This is a genomic window from Synechococcus sp. EJ6-Ellesmere (assembly GCF_024345875.1).
GTDB lineage: Bacteria > Cyanobacteriota > Cyanobacteriia > PCC-6307 > Cyanobiaceae > Regnicoccus_A > Regnicoccus_A antarcticus.
In genome coordinates, this window is sequence record NZ_JAGQBY010000075.1 from 1 (window position 1) to 14,957 (window position 14,957).

The 14,957-nt window shown below is 64.5% G+C and carries 13 protein-coding genes and 2 pseudogenes; 8 read left to right on the plus strand and 7 right to left on the minus strand.

The window, feature by feature from the left end; all coding sequences use genetic code 11:
- Both pyrE and KBY78_RS09495 read left to right on the plus strand, forming a co-directional pair.
- On the plus strand, nucleotides 1-1,490 hold a 1,490-nt coding region (gene pyrE / locus KBY78_RS09490), incomplete at its 5' end, for an orotate phosphoribosyltransferase (RefSeq protein ID WP_399215637.1).
- Between the two features lie 35 nt (nucleotides 1,491-1,525).
- Nucleotides 1,526-2,896, plus strand: coding sequence for a cation:proton antiporter (locus KBY78_RS09495; protein WP_255143385.1), 1,371 nt, complete (start codon nucleotides 1,526-1,528; stop codon nucleotides 2,894-2,896).
- Here the strand turns inward: KBY78_RS09495 and pyrC are convergent.
- Nucleotides 2,893-3,963, minus strand: a complete 1,071-nt coding sequence (gene pyrC / locus KBY78_RS09500) for a dihydroorotase (protein WP_255143387.1) — start codon at nucleotides 3,961-3,963, stop codon at nucleotides 2,893-2,895. The two genes, KBY78_RS09495 and pyrC, sit on opposite strands and share 4 nt — an antisense overlap.
- A gap of 69 nt (nucleotides 3,964-4,032) precedes the next feature.
- On the minus strand, nucleotides 4,033-5,370 hold the full coding sequence (locus tag KBY78_RS09505) for a potassium transporter TrkG (protein ID WP_255143396.1): 1,338 nt from the start codon (nucleotides 5,368-5,370) through the stop codon (nucleotides 4,033-4,035).
- 199 nt (nucleotides 5,371-5,569) lie between these two features.
- Here KBY78_RS09505 and KBY78_RS09510 point away from each other — a divergent pair, with 199 nt between their 5' ends.
- Genes KBY78_RS09510 through KBY78_RS09525 form a run of 4 tightly spaced genes read left to right on the plus strand, consistent with a single transcriptional unit; the run spans nucleotide 5,570 to nucleotide 9,661 of the window.
- Nucleotides 5,570-6,640 carry an amino acid ABC transporter substrate-binding protein gene (locus KBY78_RS09510; protein ID WP_255143388.1) on the plus strand — a complete coding sequence of 357 codons (1,071 nt, stop codon included), beginning with the start codon at nucleotides 5,570-5,572 and terminating at the stop codon, nucleotides 6,638-6,640.
- Entirely contained in the window at nucleotides 6,637-7,626 is a 990-nt protein-coding gene (locus KBY78_RS09515) for an ABC transporter permease subunit (RefSeq protein ID WP_255143389.1), read from the plus strand. Before KBY78_RS09510 ends, KBY78_RS09515 begins: the two co-directional genes overlap by 4 nt.
- 4 nt (nucleotides 7,627-7,630) lie before the next feature.
- On the plus strand, nucleotides 7,631-8,914 hold the full coding sequence (locus KBY78_RS09520) for an amino acid ABC transporter permease (protein ID WP_255143390.1): 1,284 nt from the start codon (nucleotides 7,631-7,633) through the stop codon (nucleotides 8,912-8,914).
- 3 nt (nucleotides 8,915-8,917) lie between these two features.
- A complete protein-coding gene (locus KBY78_RS09525; RefSeq protein WP_315856659.1) occupies nucleotides 8,918-9,661 on the plus strand; it encodes an amino acid ABC transporter ATP-binding protein in 744 nt (247 codons plus the stop codon).
- A 67-nt stretch (nucleotides 9,662-9,728) separates the two neighbouring features.
- On the opposite strand, the gene KBY78_RS09530 is transcribed toward KBY78_RS09525, so the two are convergent.
- Both KBY78_RS09530 and KBY78_RS09535 read right to left on the minus strand, forming a co-directional pair.
- Nucleotides 9,729-10,667 (minus strand): glycine betaine ABC transporter substrate-binding protein, encoded by a 939-nt coding sequence (locus KBY78_RS09530; protein ID WP_255143391.1) that lies wholly within the window; start codon nucleotides 10,665-10,667, stop codon nucleotides 9,729-9,731.
- Nucleotides 10,668-10,753: 86 nt separating this feature from the next.
- Nucleotides 10,754-11,305, minus strand: a pseudogene (locus KBY78_RS09535) (ABC transporter permease); the annotation flags it as partial.
- Nucleotides 11,306-11,775: 470 nt separating this feature from the next.
- On the opposite strand from KBY78_RS09535, the gene KBY78_RS09540 reads away from it, so the two are divergent.
- Nucleotides 11,776-12,114, plus strand: coding sequence for a P-II family nitrogen regulator (locus tag KBY78_RS09540; protein ID WP_006171180.1), 339 nt, complete (start codon nucleotides 11,776-11,778; stop codon nucleotides 12,112-12,114).
- Nucleotides 12,115-12,190: 76 nt separating this feature from the next.
- On the plus strand, nucleotides 12,191-12,928 hold the full coding sequence (locus tag KBY78_RS09545; protein WP_255143392.1) for a GAP family protein: 738 nt from the start codon (nucleotides 12,191-12,193) through the stop codon (nucleotides 12,926-12,928).
- A 14-nt stretch (nucleotides 12,929-12,942) separates the two neighbouring features.
- Here KBY78_RS09545 and KBY78_RS09550 read toward each other — a convergent pair whose 3' ends face one another.
- The 3 genes and pseudogenes from KBY78_RS09550 to KBY78_RS09560 all read right to left on the minus strand — a co-directional run.
- Nucleotides 12,943-13,344 (minus strand): fasciclin domain-containing protein, encoded by a 402-nt coding sequence (locus KBY78_RS09550; protein WP_255143393.1) that lies wholly within the window; start codon nucleotides 13,342-13,344, stop codon nucleotides 12,943-12,945.
- Between the two features lie 36 nt (nucleotides 13,345-13,380).
- Complete coding sequence (locus KBY78_RS09555; protein WP_255143394.1) at nucleotides 13,381-14,673, minus strand: CO2 hydration protein; 1,293 nt, start codon at nucleotides 14,671-14,673, stop codon at nucleotides 13,381-13,383.
- Nucleotides 14,670-14,957 (minus strand): annotated as a pseudogene (locus KBY78_RS09560) (NAD(P)H-quinone oxidoreductase subunit D4); the annotation flags it as partial. The gene KBY78_RS09555 and the pseudogene KBY78_RS09560, both read right to left, overlap by 4 nt.

A 14,957-nucleotide genomic window follows, 5' to 3' on the forward strand; every position in this document is an offset into this window, starting at 1 on the left:
TTCAGCCGTGGACGCGCCATAACGCCGGCGGCGGCTCGTTCCTGGCCCAGGCCCGCCGCTGGATCAAGGCGGTGATCGAAGCCACCTCCGACAGCGTCTGCGCCTACAAGCCGAGCCTGGGCTTTTACCAGGCCCTGGGGCCGATCGGCCTCGAGTTGCTGCGGGAAGTCCGCGAGCTGGTGCCGCTGGAGCTGCCACTCATCCTCGATGCCAAGCACGGTGATCTGAACAGCTCCTCAGCCCTGGCTCATTACCTCTTCCGCGACCTCGGCGTGGATGCGGTCACCCTCTCCCCCCTGGCGGGCCAGGACATCGCCGCCCCATTTCTGCTTTATCCCGACCGGGCGGTGGTGCTCACCTGCCACAGCTCCAATCCCGGCGCCCGGGTGGTGCAGCACCATCCCGATGAGGATGACCCGCTTTACATCACGATCGTGCGGGAGACCCAGCTCTGGGGCACCCCGGAGCACCTGCTGCTGGAGGTGGGAACCAGCGATCCGGCCGTGCTGGCGAGGGTGCGGCGGGAAGCTCCGGAGCGTTTCCTGATCCTGCGCAGCCTCTGGGGTGAGGAGGAGAGGCTGGAGGCCTTGCTTCAGGCGGGTCTCAACGCGTCAGCTGACGGACTGCTGTTGCCCCTGCCCCAGCACCTGCTGGTGGAGGAGGGCATGGCGGCGGGCACCCGGGCCCTGCGCCAGCAGATCGAGACGATGAGGGCGAACTGGGATGGCGGCACGATCGACCGCTGTGAGCTCTGGCTACCGGCTCCCCGCGTTGGATCAGCGGCGCCGGCAGCCTCTTCGGCGTCAGATGTTCTGGTCGACGCCAAGAGCCTTGAGCAGGGGCGCCTGGAGGATCAACGTCTGGAGGACCAGCGGCTGGATGAGCTGCTGGTGGATCTGTTCGATATCGGCTGCCTGCTCTTCGGGGAATACGTGCAGGCCTCCGGAGCCGTTTTCAATTACTACATCGACCTGCGCCGGATCATCTCTGATCCGAACCTGTTCCACCGGGTGCTGCACGCCTACGCCGAACCGCTGGCCCATCTGCAGTTCGATCGAATCGCCGGTATTCCCTATGGATCCCTCCCCACCGCCACGGGGCTGTCGCTACAGCTGCACGTACCGCTGATCTACCCGCGCAAGGAGGTGAAGGCCCATGGGGCCCGCCGTTTGATCGAAGGGGATTTTGAGGAAGGCGAAACCGTTGTCGTCGTCGACGACATCCTGATCACGGGTGGAAGCGTCCTGGAGGGCATCAGCAAGCTGGAATCTTCGGGCCTGAAAGTGCAGGATGTGGTGGTGTTCATCGACCACGGGGGCAACGCATCCAACCGGTTGGCCTCGGCGGGTTATGCCTGCCATGCGGTGGTGGGTATCGAGCGGATCACCACCGTTCTGCTTGCGGCCGGTCGCCTGAGCCAGGAGCAGGCTGATCTGCTCGAGGCCCACACCACCTCAGCGCCTGCCGCAGCGGCATCGGCCACGGCCTGAGCCCATGGTCCCCGAGTTCAATCACGCCTAATCGGATGCTCAACAACTCCCTGATGGTTCTGGCCGAGGTTGCCACGCCAAATGCACAGACGAATGTGCTGGACCTTCCACTCCAGGCCCACCTGTTGTTCATCGGCATCCTTTTTCTCGGAACCCTGGCCATCAGCAGATTCTCCCCAAAGATCGGCATCCCAGCAATTCTTGGCGTGCTGCTGCTGGGATTGTCGATCAACGTCAACATCCTTGAAATCACCCATGAGCAGGCGTCTAATTTTCAATTGCTGGGCCTGGCCCTGTTGTTGTTCTACGCAGGGCTCAAGACCGATCTGGCCGCGATCCGGGGGTTTCTTGAGTACGGCGTCGTGCTCGCCGTTGGTGGTGTGGTGGTCTCTTCGTTGATCCTGGGTGGGTTGATCTGGTTTCTGGGCTCACCATCGGCTCAGGTGCTGTCCGTTGGGATTGAAACCATCCCTCTGGGTGCCGCCATGCTGATCGCCGCCTGCCTTGGCTCCACAGATGCTGGGGCCACCCTGAGCGTGTTGCGATCGGTACGCGACAAGGTTCCGCTGAGATTGCAGCACCTGCTGGAGTTCGAATCCTCGGTGAACGACCCTTCAGCTCTGCTCTTCTACGGCCTGGTGGTGGGCATCTTCGTGGTCTCAAGCACCGCTGGAGTCGGCCCCAGCTTGGAGAGCACCGTGGTCACACAGGTCAAGATCTTTTTTCAGCAGATTGGCGCAGGCTTGGTGGTGGGTTTTGTGTTCGGATATCTGGCGCGCTTCGTAATCAATGACCTGGTGGAGGAACGCTCCCAGTTGTTGGTGGTGGCCATGTCAGTGGCCTTCGTGGTTTATGGTTCAGCGACCCTGTTGGGTGGTTCAGGATTCATTGCTGTATACGTCACCGGACTGTTTCTAACCAACACCAGGTATCGCTCGCCTGACATTAACCACGTCACAATTCAGGAGGTATTACTCCCCTTCAACACGATGACGGAGATCACCATCTTTCTGATCTTTGGCCTGCTTGTCTATCCTCCTGACCTGGTCGACGCCCTGCCCATCGGCCTCCTCTCGGCCCTGGGGCTGATGTTCGTGGCTCGTCCCATCAGCGTGCTGATTCTGCAGCCTCTCTCTCCGTTCAGTTTCAAGGAATCGTTGTTGGTATCGTGGTGTGGGCTGCGAGGGGCTGTTCCCCTCGCCCTGTCCCACGACCTAAGCCTGGCGATTCCCAGGATCCGCGGCATTGACCCGGCCATCATCGGGGAGATCAGCAAGAACGCCGAGAGCATCATCTTCATTGTGGTGGTGGTCAACCTCTTCGTTCAGGGCGTCAGCCTGCCCTACCTGGCCCGAACCCTCGGGCTGAAGCCAGGCATCCACCTCGATTCCGGACTGGCTACTTAGGCGGGCGCAGCCCCGATTCGCCAGGGCAGGATTTCTCCGGCCTGGAAAGGCACCAGCGGCAGGAGACGATTGCCCTGCCCGCCCAGTTCAAGCTGGTGGGGCACCTCCAGGGGCTGCCGCACCAGCTCGATCGTGGTCTCGTTCAGGGGCAGACCGTAGAAACGGGGCCCGAACACCGACGCAAAGTTCTCCAGCCGCTCCAGGGCACCCTCCTGCTCAAACACCTGGGCGTAGCTCTCGAGCGCATGGGGGGCATTGAAGATACCGGCGCAACCGCAGGCCGATTCCTTCGCTTCCCGCGAGTGAGGTGCTGAATCGGTGCCAAGGAAGAACCTGGGTTGTCCTGAGGTGGCAGCACCGCGCAGGGCGATCCGGTGCAGTTCCCGCTTGGCTACTGGCAGGCAGTAGGCATCCGGGCGGAACCCGCCCCGGAACATGGCGTTGCGGTTGATCTGCAGGTGATGGGGGGTGATCGTGGCAGCCAGGGTTGGAGGCCCCCCCTCAACGAAAGCCACGGCCTCGGCGGTGGTGATGTGCTCAAACACCACCTTCAGCCCCTGGTGACGTTCCAGCAGGGGCTCGAGCTGACGCTCAATGAACACCGCTTCTCGATCGAACACATCCACCTCGGGGTCGGTCACCTCGCCGTGGATCAGCAGCGGCATGCCGATCCGCTCCATCGTCTCGAGCACCGGCGCGATGCGGGCCAGATCACTCACCCCGGCCTCGGCGTTGGTGGTGGCCCGGGCTGGATAGAGCTTGGCGGCGGTGAAGACTCCCTCGCTGAAGCCACGCTCCAGCTCACCAGGATCGATCGTGTCGGTGAGGTAGGCCGTCATCAGTGGCTCGAATCCGTTGCTCCCTGACACCGCGAAGAGGATGCGCTCGCGGTAGGCCTCTGCCGCCGCCGCCGTGGTGATCGGCGGCAGCAGGTTGGGCATCACGATCGCTCGCCGGAAGACCCGGGCCGTGCTGGGGGCTACGGCCCGCAGCATCGCCCCGTCGCGCAGATGCACATGCCAGTCGTCAGGGCGGCGGATCACCAGTCGGTCGGGGAGTGCCGCCATGGAGCCGGTGCCGCGAGCAGACTCTCCATTGTCCGCCTTGGCGGAGGAGAGCCTCAGAAGCCCCCATCTTCAGAGGTAAAGCTCCTCGTGCTGGTAGGAGATGCGCGAGGTGGTGTGGCTGCCGAAGACCGCCGAGAGCAGCAACAGGATGCCGATCCGGCCCACGAACATCCCCACCATCAGCACCAGCTGGCCCCAGCGGTTCAGCTCTGCGGTGACCCCCACATCGAGGCCCACGGTGGCGAAGGCGGAGATGCAGGTGAACAGTTTCTCCAGGAAGCTGAAGGGCTGACCGTCGGTGCCGACCCCGCGGTCGAGACCCAGCACCAGAGCCATCAACAGCACGAACAGCAGTGAGGCGAGGGTGACCCCAACGGCCCGCAGAACCACCTTGTCGGAGATCGCCCGGCGCCGGATCACCACAGTGTCTTCGCCCCTGAGGGTGGAGCGGGTGGCCGCCACCAGGCACGCGAAGGTGGTGGTCTTGATGCCGCCGCCGGTCCCTCCGGGACTGGCGCCGATGAACATCAGCGTCATCATCAGCAGCAGACCCGCTTCGGAGATGACTTCCACCGAGAGGGGCACGGTGTTGAAGCCGGCCGTGCGGGTGCTCACCGACTGGAAAAACACCACCTGCAGTTCCTCCCACCAGGGCAGGGGCGTCAGTCCGCTGGAGCGGGTGAAATGCTCGGTGAACAGCATCCCTGCCGCGCCGATCAGGATCAGGCCGATCGTCCAGCGCAGCACCAGGCGGGTGTGCAGGCTGAAACTGCGGATCAGACGCACCTTGAACCGGTTCTGCCAGAGGTCGTTGGTGACCCGGTAGCCGATTCCCCCCGAGACGATCATCACCATGATCACCAGGTTCACGACCGGACTGGCGCGATAACCCATCAGGCTGTCGCTCCAGAGGCCGAAGCCGGCGTTGTTGTAAGCGCTGATGCAGTGGAACAGGGAGGCCCACAGCCGCTCACGCGGCACGGGGATGTCACGGAAACCGATGGTGTAGAGCACGAGAGTGCCCATGCCGATCACCCAGGCTGCGGTGATCAGGATCGAGTGGAAGGTGTCGCCGATGCCGCCCACACCGAATTCGTCCATGGCCCGGCCGCGATCAAGCCGGCGGCGCAGCCTCGAGCCCCGTTGCACGAAGCCCTGCAGAAAGGTGGTGATGGCCATCAACCCCAGGCCGCCGGTGAGGATCAACAGGGCAAGGAGCACCTGCCCAGGAAAGGTGAGCTCCTGGCCCACGTCCACCACCGAAAGTCCCGTCACTGTGATGGCGGAGATCACCGTGAACATGGCCTCCCAGAGGCCGACCTGCTCGGAAGAGAACACGGGCAGGGCCATCAGCAAGGTGCCCACGGCGATCACCAGCAGGCCGGTGAGCACCGTGAACTGAGGCACCGTCAGTCGCGAGCGTCGTTGCTGGAAGCGCTCCAGCAGCTCACGGATGGGGTTGGTGGTCGTTCTGGTGGATGGCCTGGAGGGGGAACTGGCGCTGCCTGGCACCCATCGATTCCGGAGACGCACCATTATCAGGCTGGGTAAGCGGCATGTCCGTGGCAGAGCTGGCAAACTGCGCCCACTGCTTTGCTCCTGGTTGATGCAACCCTCGCCCCGCTGGCTCCTCGCCCTGCACCTGCTGCTGGCCTTCGCCCTTGGTGGTTGCGCCGACGACAGCGGCAGCGGCGGGGGTGTTCAGAGCGTGAAGCTCTCCACCATCCGGGGCCGCGACAAGCTGGTCTGCGGGGTGGACGGCAAGCTGCCAGGCTTCAGCTTCCTCGGCCCTGACGGGACCTACAGCGGCCTCGATGCCGACACCTGCCGCGCCGTGGCGGCGGCGGTGCTGGGTGACCCCTCCAAGGTGGAATACCGCGACCTCAACTCCAGCGAGCGCTTCGCGGCCCTGGCCAGCGGTGAGGTGGACATGCTGGCCCGCAACACCACCATGACCCTGAGCCGCGATTCGGCCGGCGGCAACGGCATATCCTTCGGCCCCACCACCTTCTACGACGGTCAGGGGGTGATGGTGCCCGTGGCCAGCGGGGCCAGGACGCTCAAGGATCTCGACGGCAAGCCGATCTGTGTGGAGAGCGGAACCACCACCGAACTCAACCTGGCCGATCGAATGCGCGAGCAGGGCATCGCCTACACCCCGCTCAAGTTCCAGACCGGCGACCAGACCTATGCGGCCTACCTGGGCGGCCGCTGTGTCGCGGTCACCAGCGATCGCTCCCAGCTGGCGGCCAAGCGCAGCAGCTTCCCTAAACCTGATGAGCACATCCTCCTGCCGGAGGTGATGAGCAAGGAACCGCTCACTCCCGCCAGCGTCAATGGAGACCCCGCCTGGGCCGATGCCCTGCGCTGGACCGTGTTCGCCCTCTTCCAGGCCGAGGAGCTGGGCATCACCAAGGCCAACGTGGCCGCCAAGGTGGCGGAGGCCAAGGCCAACACCAACCAGGCCGACCTGCGCCGTTTCCTGGGGGTGGAGGGTGATTTCGGCAAGCAGCTCGGTCTGCCAGCCGACTTTGTCGCCAAAACGATCGCGGCTGTTGGCAATTACGGCGAAATCTTCGAGCGCAATGTGGGCACCGGCTCGCCGCTCAAGCTTGAGCGGGCCGAGAACCGCCTCTGGACCCAGGGTGGCCTGATCTATTCGCCGCCCTTCCGTTGAGCGCCACCCTCAAGCGAATCCCCTGGTGGCGCGACCGCCGGGTGCTGCCCTGGATCGTCCAGGCGGTGGTGGGCCTGGTCCTGCTCCTGGTGATCACCCTGCTGGTGGGCAATCTGGTGCGCAACCTCACAGCCGCCGGGCTGTTGCTGAGCTGGCGCTGGCTGAGCCAGCCGGCCAGCTTCGATGTCGCCGAGAGCCTGATCCCCTTCGACGCCTCGATGCCCTACTGGCGTGCCCTGCTGGTGGGACTGGTCAACAGCCTGCGAGTGATTCTGGTGGGCCTGGCGGGGGCCACGCTGCTGGGCACGGCCATGGGCATGGCCTCGTTCAGCGGCAATGGGCTGCTGCGGCGGCTGGCCCGGGTGTACGTGGAGGTGATCCGCAACATCCCCCTGCTGCTGCAACTGCTGTTCTGGTACTTCGTGGTGTTTCTGGCCCTGCCCAACGGCACCGCTGCTTTTCAGCTGCCTGGGATCGTTCTTTCGAAGTCAGGGTTGTATCTGGCCTGGTTCGCCCAGGGCTTCAGCTGGCAGGGCCCGGAGCTGGTCAATGGGGTCTGGAGGGCGCCTTTGAGGCTGTCCGTGGAGTTCACAGCCCTGCTCACCGGCCTGATCACCTACACCGGCGCCTTCGTGGCCGAGGTGGTGCGGGGTGGCATCGCTTCGGTGCCGAAGGGCCAGTGGGAAGCGGCCACCTCCCTGGGCCTGCACTGGAGCGCCAGCATGCGCTCGGTGGTGCTGCCCCAGGCCCTGAGGGTGATCGTGCCGGGCCTGAACAGCCAGTACATCTCCCTGGCCAAGAACTCCTCCCTGGCTGTGGCTGTGGGCTACGTGGATCTGTATTCCGTTTCGGAAACCACCCTCAACCAGACCGGGCGCGCCCTGGAAGTGTTTCTGCTGCTGCTGGGCTCTTACCTGATCATCGATCTGCTGATCTCCGCCGTGATGAACGGTGTGAACCAGCTGGTGCAGATCCGGGAGCGCTGAGCCGATGACCTCCATTCAACCCGGTCCCCAATCCGGAACCACCCCGCCTCTGCGGCCCGCCAGGCCGGCACCGGAGTCTGTGCAGCGCAGCTGGGCCGGTTCCCTGCGCCAGGAACTGTTCGCCAGCCCAACCGACGGCGTGCTTTCGGTGCTGCTGATCGCGGTGATCCTGGCGGCGGCGGCGGGTCTGTTGCGCTGGGCGTTCGGCCAGGCCCAGTGGGCCGTGATCCAGGCCAACACCACCCTCTTCGCCGTCGGGCGCTATCCGATCCCGCAACAGTGGCGCCTCTGGCTGCTGGTGGTGCTGGTGGCAGCTCTCAGCGGCGTGAGCTGGGGGCTGTTGCGGGCCTTTCCCCGAGCGGATCGCAGCGGCGAGCTCTGGCCCTTCAACGACCGACTGGCGGTGGCCGTTCTCGGTTTCCTGACGGCCTGGCTGCCGGCATCCCTGGCCCTGGACTTTTCGTTGCAACTGCGCTGGTGGGCGATCACTGGCCTGTTGCTGGCCATGCGCTGGCTGTCAGGCCACTGGGGGCGGAACTGGCCGCCGCGGCTGGTGAAGCTGGTACCCCTGAGCTGGCCGCTGCTCTATCTGCTCGGGATGGTGCTGATCGCCGGCGGTCTGGGCATTCCCCGGGTGCCGCCATCGGAGTGGGGCGGGCTGCTGCTCACCCTCTTGATGGCCAGCTTCGCGATCCTGCTCAGCTTTCCGATCGGGGTGGTGGTGGCCCTTGGGCGCCGAAGCAGTCTGCCGTTGCTGCGCTGGACCTCGGTGCTCTATATCGAATTCATCCGCGGTGCCCCGCTGATCACCCTGCTGTTCCTGGGTCAGAACATCCTGGGCTACATGCTCCCCGGCGGCTGGGCACCGGATCGGGTCTGGCGGGCCGCCTGGGTGCTGACCTTCTTCTGTGGCGCCTACCTGGCCGAGGCGGTGCGCGCCGGCCTCTCCGCCGTTCCCCCAGGCCAGCTGGAGGCCGCCCGTTCCCTGGGGCTCTCGATGCCCCTGGCCCTGCAACGGGTGGTGCTCCCCCAGGCCCTGCGCATCGCCCTGCCGGCCGCCGTGGGTCAGTTCATCTCCCTGCTGCAGGACACCACGCTGCTGTCGCTGATCGGCCTGCTCGATCTGCTCGGCACTGCCCGTACCGTGATGGCCAATCCCGAGTTCCTGGGCAAGAACGCCGAGGTGTATCTCACTCTGGCTGTGCTGTTCTGGTGCTGCTGCGCTGCCCTGGGGCTGGGCAGCCGGGCCCTGGAACGCCGCCTCGATCCCACCCATTCCCCCTCCTGAGCCATGCCGTCCACCCAGCCGATGATCGAGGCCCGTGGGGTGCAGAAGTGGTACCCCAATGGCTTCCATGCCCTGCGCGGCGTTGACCTGAGCGTGTCGAAGGGGGAGGTGGTGGTGATCATGGGCCCCTCAGGCTCCGGCAAAAGCACCTTCATCCGCACCTTCAATGCCCTTGAGCAGTTCCAGGAGGGCTCCATCAGCGTCGATGGGATCGCCCCCCCCAACGACCTGCGCAACATCGATGCGATCCGCTGCGACACCGGCATGGTGTTTCAGCAGTTCAACCTCTTCCCCCACCTCACGGTGCTGGAGAACCTCAGCCTGGCGCCGGTGGTGGTGCGCAAGCGCCGACGCAGCGAGGTGGAGGCCCAGGCCATGGCCCTGCTGGAGCGGGTCGGCATCGCCGAGCAGGCCCGCAAGTATCCCGGCCAGCTCTCGGGCGGCCAGCAGCAGCGGGTGGCGATTGCCCGCTCGCTCTGCATGGAGCCCCGTATCCTGCTTTTCGACGAGCCCACCAGTGCCCTTGATCCGGAGATGGTGGGCGAGGTGCTGGAGGTGATGCGCGATCTGGCCGCCGACGGCATGACCATGGTGGTCGTGACCCACGAGATGGGCTTCGCTCGCGAGGTGGCTCACCGGGTGGTGCTGATGTCTGAGGGGCAGATCGTGGAGGAGGCCCCCCCGGAAACCTTCTTCACCAACCCCCAGCACGAGCGCAGTCGCCAGTTCCTGGCCCAGATTCTCTGAGGGTCAAGCGCCAGTGAGGCCTTCCAGAGCGGTGGAGAAGACCTGCCTCTGATCCCGGGCAGAGTTCTCAACGAGCGCCGGTTTGCTCGAGGTCGTCGAGAAAGCGATTCACCACCTGCCCCACAGCTTCGCCGTTCTCGTCCACCTGCGCATTCAGCCTCTGCATGGTCTGCGCGCTCAGTTTTCCCTGGAGCCCCTTGATTGCGCGGCCGATTTCCGGGTGACGCCGGAGAATGGCGCCATTGACCACAGGTACGGCCTGGTACGGGGGGAAATAGTGGCGGTCGTCCTCCAGGGCCTTCAGCCTGAGGGTGGGGATCAGACCGTTGGTGGAATCACCTGCGATCAGGTCCACCTGACCATCGGCCAGGGCGCGGTAGACCAGGCCCAGATCCATCGAGACCGGCCGAGTTGCAAAGCTCAGGCCATAGCTGCTGGCCAGGCCCGTGTATCCATCGGCCCTGTTCAGGAATTCATAGCCGAATCCAGCTCGCCAGCCGGGGGTGTGGACCGCCGCCTCCGAGATCGTGGTCAACTTGAGGCGCCGGGCGGTCTCCAGGCGTACCAGTACCGCAAAGGTGTTCTCGAATCCGAGAGATGGGAACACCTCCAGATCAAAGCGGTCCCGGTAAAGGCTTCGGGTCCGCTCCAGCATTGTCGTGGCCTCGCGTAGGGGCGGTTGCTGCAGGATCGTCATCCAGGCGGTGCCGCTGTACTCCACATAGGCGGCGATCCGGCCGCTGCGGACGGCCTCCTGGCAGATTGCCGTTCCACCAAGGCTGAACTGCCTCTCCACCTGCAGGCTGCTGTGGCGCTCGATCTGCTGGGCAAGCAGCTCCCCCAGAATGATCTGTTCGGTGAAACTCTTGGATCCGACGGTGATCCGCCCGGCCGTGGGGGGCCGACGGTGAAGGGTCCCAGCCCCAGGCTTAGTGCTGCCACCAGGGCAATCAGCAGGCCCCCCAGGCCTGCGGCAAGCCAGGAGCGGCGGCGGCCCAATCCCCATGGCCTCAGCGGCCAGCGTCTGGGCGTGCGTCCCTGCACCAGGCCGATGGCGGCATCGGCGGCCAGGGCCAGGGCTGCAGCCGGAATCGCCCCGGCCAGGATCAGGCCATTGTTCACCGTGGCCAGGCCGCGGAAAATGAACACTCCCAGTCCGCCGCCGCCGATCGCAGCCGCGATCGTGGCGACCCCCACGCTGATCACCGTGGCCACCCGGATCCCGGTCACGATCACCGGCAGGGCCAGGGGAAGTTCCACGTGGCGCAGCACCTCTCCCTCGCTGAGACCGAGTGCCAGGCCGGCTTCACGCAGCCCCCGGGGAACGCCGGCCAGGCCGGTCACGATGGAGCGCAGCAGGGGCAGCAGCGCGTAGAGCACCATGGCCACCACGGCCGGCACTGGCCCGATCCCCCCCAGAAGGGGCACTGTGATCAGCAGGCCGAAGATCGCCAGACTGGGGACGGTCTGGATCATCCCCGCCAGAGCCAGCACCGGACCCGACCACCGGGGGCGAGAGTGAACCCAGAGGCCGGCCGGCAGGCTGAGGGCCAGAGCCAGCGCCATGGCCAGGCCCACCAGTACCAGGTGTTCGCCGGTGCGTTGCAGGATCTCGGCGATCAGGTCCCTGCCGGGAGCGGCCATGGGCCAGAACGCTTCGGGGCTTCTCCTCAGCTTCGCAGGGGTGTGTTGAGGGCCCCCACCAAGGCCGCAACCACGATCAGCTTGAGCACGGACCAGCGGCGGGCGATCAGCAGCCAGCCCGCCAGCAGCGGACGGCTTTGACCAGCGACAACGGCGGCGGTGTCTCGCTCTCGGGCTCAGGACTTGATGGCAGAGCCGTTGGCATCATGGTGAGCTGAACCGGGAGATGACGGAGCCGTCATCGGTAGCGGCCCACATGGCTGGGGTGGGACGGAGGAGGCGGGCCGTGCCTGATCCCAGCCAGCGGCAAGCATCCGTTTCATCCGAAACAGGCTAAAGCGGGGCATTCTGTCTCGACAGCTACAGAGAAGAGCAGCTCTGACCCGCATTGTTCGCTTGAATGCCCGCGCGGCTGGGTATTCCCGGCCCGTGCTTCCATCACGTTCACACCTGTCCCACCGTCTTTCATCATGAAAAAGGTTGAAGCCATCATTCGCCCAGTCAAGCTTGACGATGTCAAGACGGCTCTCGTCAATGCGGGCATCATTGGCATGACCATCACCGATTGCCGGGGCTTCGGTCGCCAGAAGGGTCAGGTGGAGACTTATCGCGGCGCCGAATTCACCGTGGAGTTCATCAATAAGGTGAAGGTGGAGGTCGTGGTCGACGACGACAAGGTGGACACCGCCATCGATGCGATTGCTGGTCCCTCCCGAACCGGTGAAATCGGAGACGGCAAGATCTTCGTGACAGCCGTTGAGAAGGCCGTGCGCATCCGCACATCCGAAACGGGCACCATCGCCCTCTAAGGAGCCAGCGGCCCCTCACGCTGGGGGGTGCCAGACCAGTACGGTCTCAGACGTCACATCGGCGTTGGCGCTCCCCTTGCCCAGCCTTGATCTGCTCGGCCCCGCTCCGCACCTGAGCTCGGCAGCTCTTTTTGGTCAGTCATCACTCTTCGGGTTCGGCATCGCCTTCAGTCCGCTGCACATAGCCGTGGTGGTGCTGCTCCTCTTGGGAACATTCCCCCTGAGACGCGCCCTGGCCTTTGTGAGCGGTTGGGCCAGTGCGAATGGACTGGCGATCGTGGGCCTGATGGTCGTGGGCGACAACCTGGCCCTGGCCCTCAACCACGGAGAACGCGGGCAGGTGATGATCGATCTGATCGGCGCGGCCGTGTTGATGGGCCTAGGCGTCTATCAACTCACTCCGGCCGCTGCCATCGGCGAGCAGGGCATGGCGATGCGTCTGATCAGTCAGCTGCCTGACTTCAGCACACCGATGCTGGTGCTGATTGGGGCCGCCAGCGCCCTGCTCACCCCAGAGAATCTGGTCTTCTATCTCAAGGAAGCCGGTTTGCTGTTGATCAATCAGCCGGGTGTGAGCACTGATCTCGAACTCACTGGCGTTTTCATGGCGGTGGCCAGTTCATTGCTGCTGCTGCCTCCCCTGGCCTGGATTGCTACTGGCGGCAGGATCAGAGTCCCCCTCAGTCGGCTGGAGGGCTGGATGGTGCACCACGGCGAGTGGCTGGTTGGTGTGCTGGCCCTGCTGATCAGTGCCTATCTGATCTGGGAGGGACTGCACGGGCTCTGGTTGATGCAGGGTGCGGCTCCACTTTGAAGCGGGGCGGAGATTCAGCCCGGCAGCATCACCCGGTTGATCACATGCACGATGCCGTTGTCGCAGACCACATCTGCCGCATTCACGCTGGCGTTTTTCACTTCGAAAGGATCAGCGCGGCGGATCGGTAGTGGCGCCCCCTCCAGGGTGGTCCACTCCGGTTGACTGAGCAGTTGCTCACGGGTGTACTGGCCCGAGAGCACGTGATATTTGAGGATCCGTGCCAGTTGGGGGGGGTTCTGCACCAGGGTCTGAACGGTGCCGGGTGGCAGGGCGGCAAAGGCGTCGTCCACCGGAGCGAACACAGTGAAAGGCCCCGGGCTGGCGAGGGCCTCCAGCAAACCTCCAGCCTCAACAGCCGCCAGCAAGGTCTGGAAACAGCCGGCCGCACGAGCGGTGTCGAGAATGTCGGGCACGGTGATGCTTGTCAGAGGAACGGTGGGTGGATCAGCTCAGCGGTAGTCCTGGGTCTGCACATCGCGCAGGCGTGCTTCGGGCCTGAGGAAGCGATCCATCTGGCTTTCGAAGAAGCGGCGGTTGGCCAGGAGATGCTCCGGATCGGGATCATCCAGGGGATAGAACAGCGCGGCCCGAAGGGCCTGGATCACCGCAGAGGTGACGTTGTACATGGAGCGCTGGAAGGTGATGCCAAGCTGAATCAGCTGATCTTCCTCGCCGCGCCGATGCTTGAGGTAGATCTCCTTGAGATAGGGGGGCAGGAAATGCACCATGTCCTGCATCAGAAGAGTTGGCGGAATACCAGCAGAACCCACTGGGAACACATCGGCGTAGAGAATGCCGTAGTGGAAATCCGCCTGCTGGGATGGGACCTGCGAAGCTTGGGCATTGTACGACTTGGTGCCACGGAATGGCGCTGTGCGATAGAAGACGGCCTCCACATAAGGCAGGGCGGCTTCGTAAAGCCAGGTGAAACCTTCTGACTTGGGGATGATCTCCAGGCACTCTCCATTGATGTAAACGTGATGATAGATCGGCCGACCAGCCACTGCAAAGATGCCATTCACCAGGAAATCCATGGCATCGGGCACGCCAGCGAATCCCCCTTCGTCGTAAATGTCACTCATCTCGAAGAACACTGGCGCCATCACCTCCCAGAACAGGCCGAGGTTGGCGTAGTAACTGAGCTTGCGCACCTGCTCCAGAAACATTTCCGGGAACAGCTTATGCAGCCCCAGCATCAGGGGGTTGCCCTTGAAATAGGCCTTGATCGCTCGATCGGCATTGGCCTTGTAGCTGTCGCTCTCCAGGTAGTCGTAGAAGCGCCCACCCATGCCTTGGTGCCAGAACATGGCATCCATGCAGGCTTCCGCGAACTCCATGTTGATGCGGTCGTGCCAGAGGTGGTGGAGCAGCTTGGGCATCCGCCGCGTCTCGCCCTTCTCCATGAAGGCCAGCAGCTCGGGGTGGGCCCCGGCCTCCCCGCGCCAGATGCGCAGGTCGGCGCCTTCTCCGGCATAGGAATTGGGAAGATCGAGATACTCCTGGCTGGGGAAATACTTGAAGGCCGGCAGGGGATTGAGGAATACCCGCTCGGCGATGTACAGGAGATCACGCCAGTAGAAATCCATCGGCACGGCATAGGCCTTGTAGATGCCGATGATCTGGGTGAGGTTCTCTGGGGTATCAGGCAGCATCGAACCGCCCGCTTCAAGCCGCTCCACCACCTCAGCGAAAGGGTGGGTGGAAGGGGGGAGGACCGTGGGTCTGGGGGTCAGCACCGTCATGAGTGGAGCTCCTGAAGGATTGAGGTGGCTGGGAAGGAAGCGATCAGGGGTTGGTGCTGAGCCAGGGGCGTGGTGACGGATTCACTCCAGCCCAGGGTGAATGGTGGCCAGAGGCCGCCCACCAACACGAAAAGCGAGAGGGCCAGGGCCGGCAGCCGCTCGGGCCAGGTGGTGGCGGGATAGAAGGCCTTGGCGTTATCGAGCTTGCCGAAGCCCACCCGGTTGAACAAGCGAACCGCATACACCGCCGTGAGTCCGGAGGCGAACAGGCAGCCGAGGGTGGG

Coding starts and splice junctions, on each gene's coding strand:
- KBY78_RS09520 (WP_255143390.1), top strand. CDS start 7,631: ATGACCTCCATTCAACCCGGTCCCCAATCCGGAACCACCCCGCCTCTG.
- KBY78_RS09510 (WP_255143388.1), top strand. CDS start 5,570: ATGCAACCCTCGCCCCGCTGGCTCCTCGCCCTGCACCTGCTGCTGGCC.
- KBY78_RS09525 (WP_315856659.1), top strand. CDS start 8,918: ATGCCGTCCACCCAGCCGATGATCGAGGCCCGTGGGGTGCAGAAGTGG.
- KBY78_RS09530 (WP_255143391.1), bottom strand. CDS start 10,667: ATGGGGATTGGGCCGCCGCCGCTCCTGGCTTGCCGCAGGCCTGGGGGG.
- KBY78_RS09555 (WP_255143394.1), bottom strand. CDS start 14,673: ATGACGGTGCTGACCCCCAGACCCACGGTCCTCCCCCCTTCCACCCAC.
- pyrC (WP_255143387.1), bottom strand. CDS start 3,963: ATGGCGGCACTCCCCGACCGACTGGTGATCCGCCGCCCTGACGACTGG.
- KBY78_RS09495 (WP_255143385.1), top strand. CDS start 1,526: ATGCTCAACAACTCCCTGATGGTTCTGGCCGAGGTTGCCACGCCAAAT.
- KBY78_RS09540 (WP_006171180.1), top strand. CDS start 11,776: ATGAAAAAGGTTGAAGCCATCATTCGCCCAGTCAAGCTTGACGATGTC.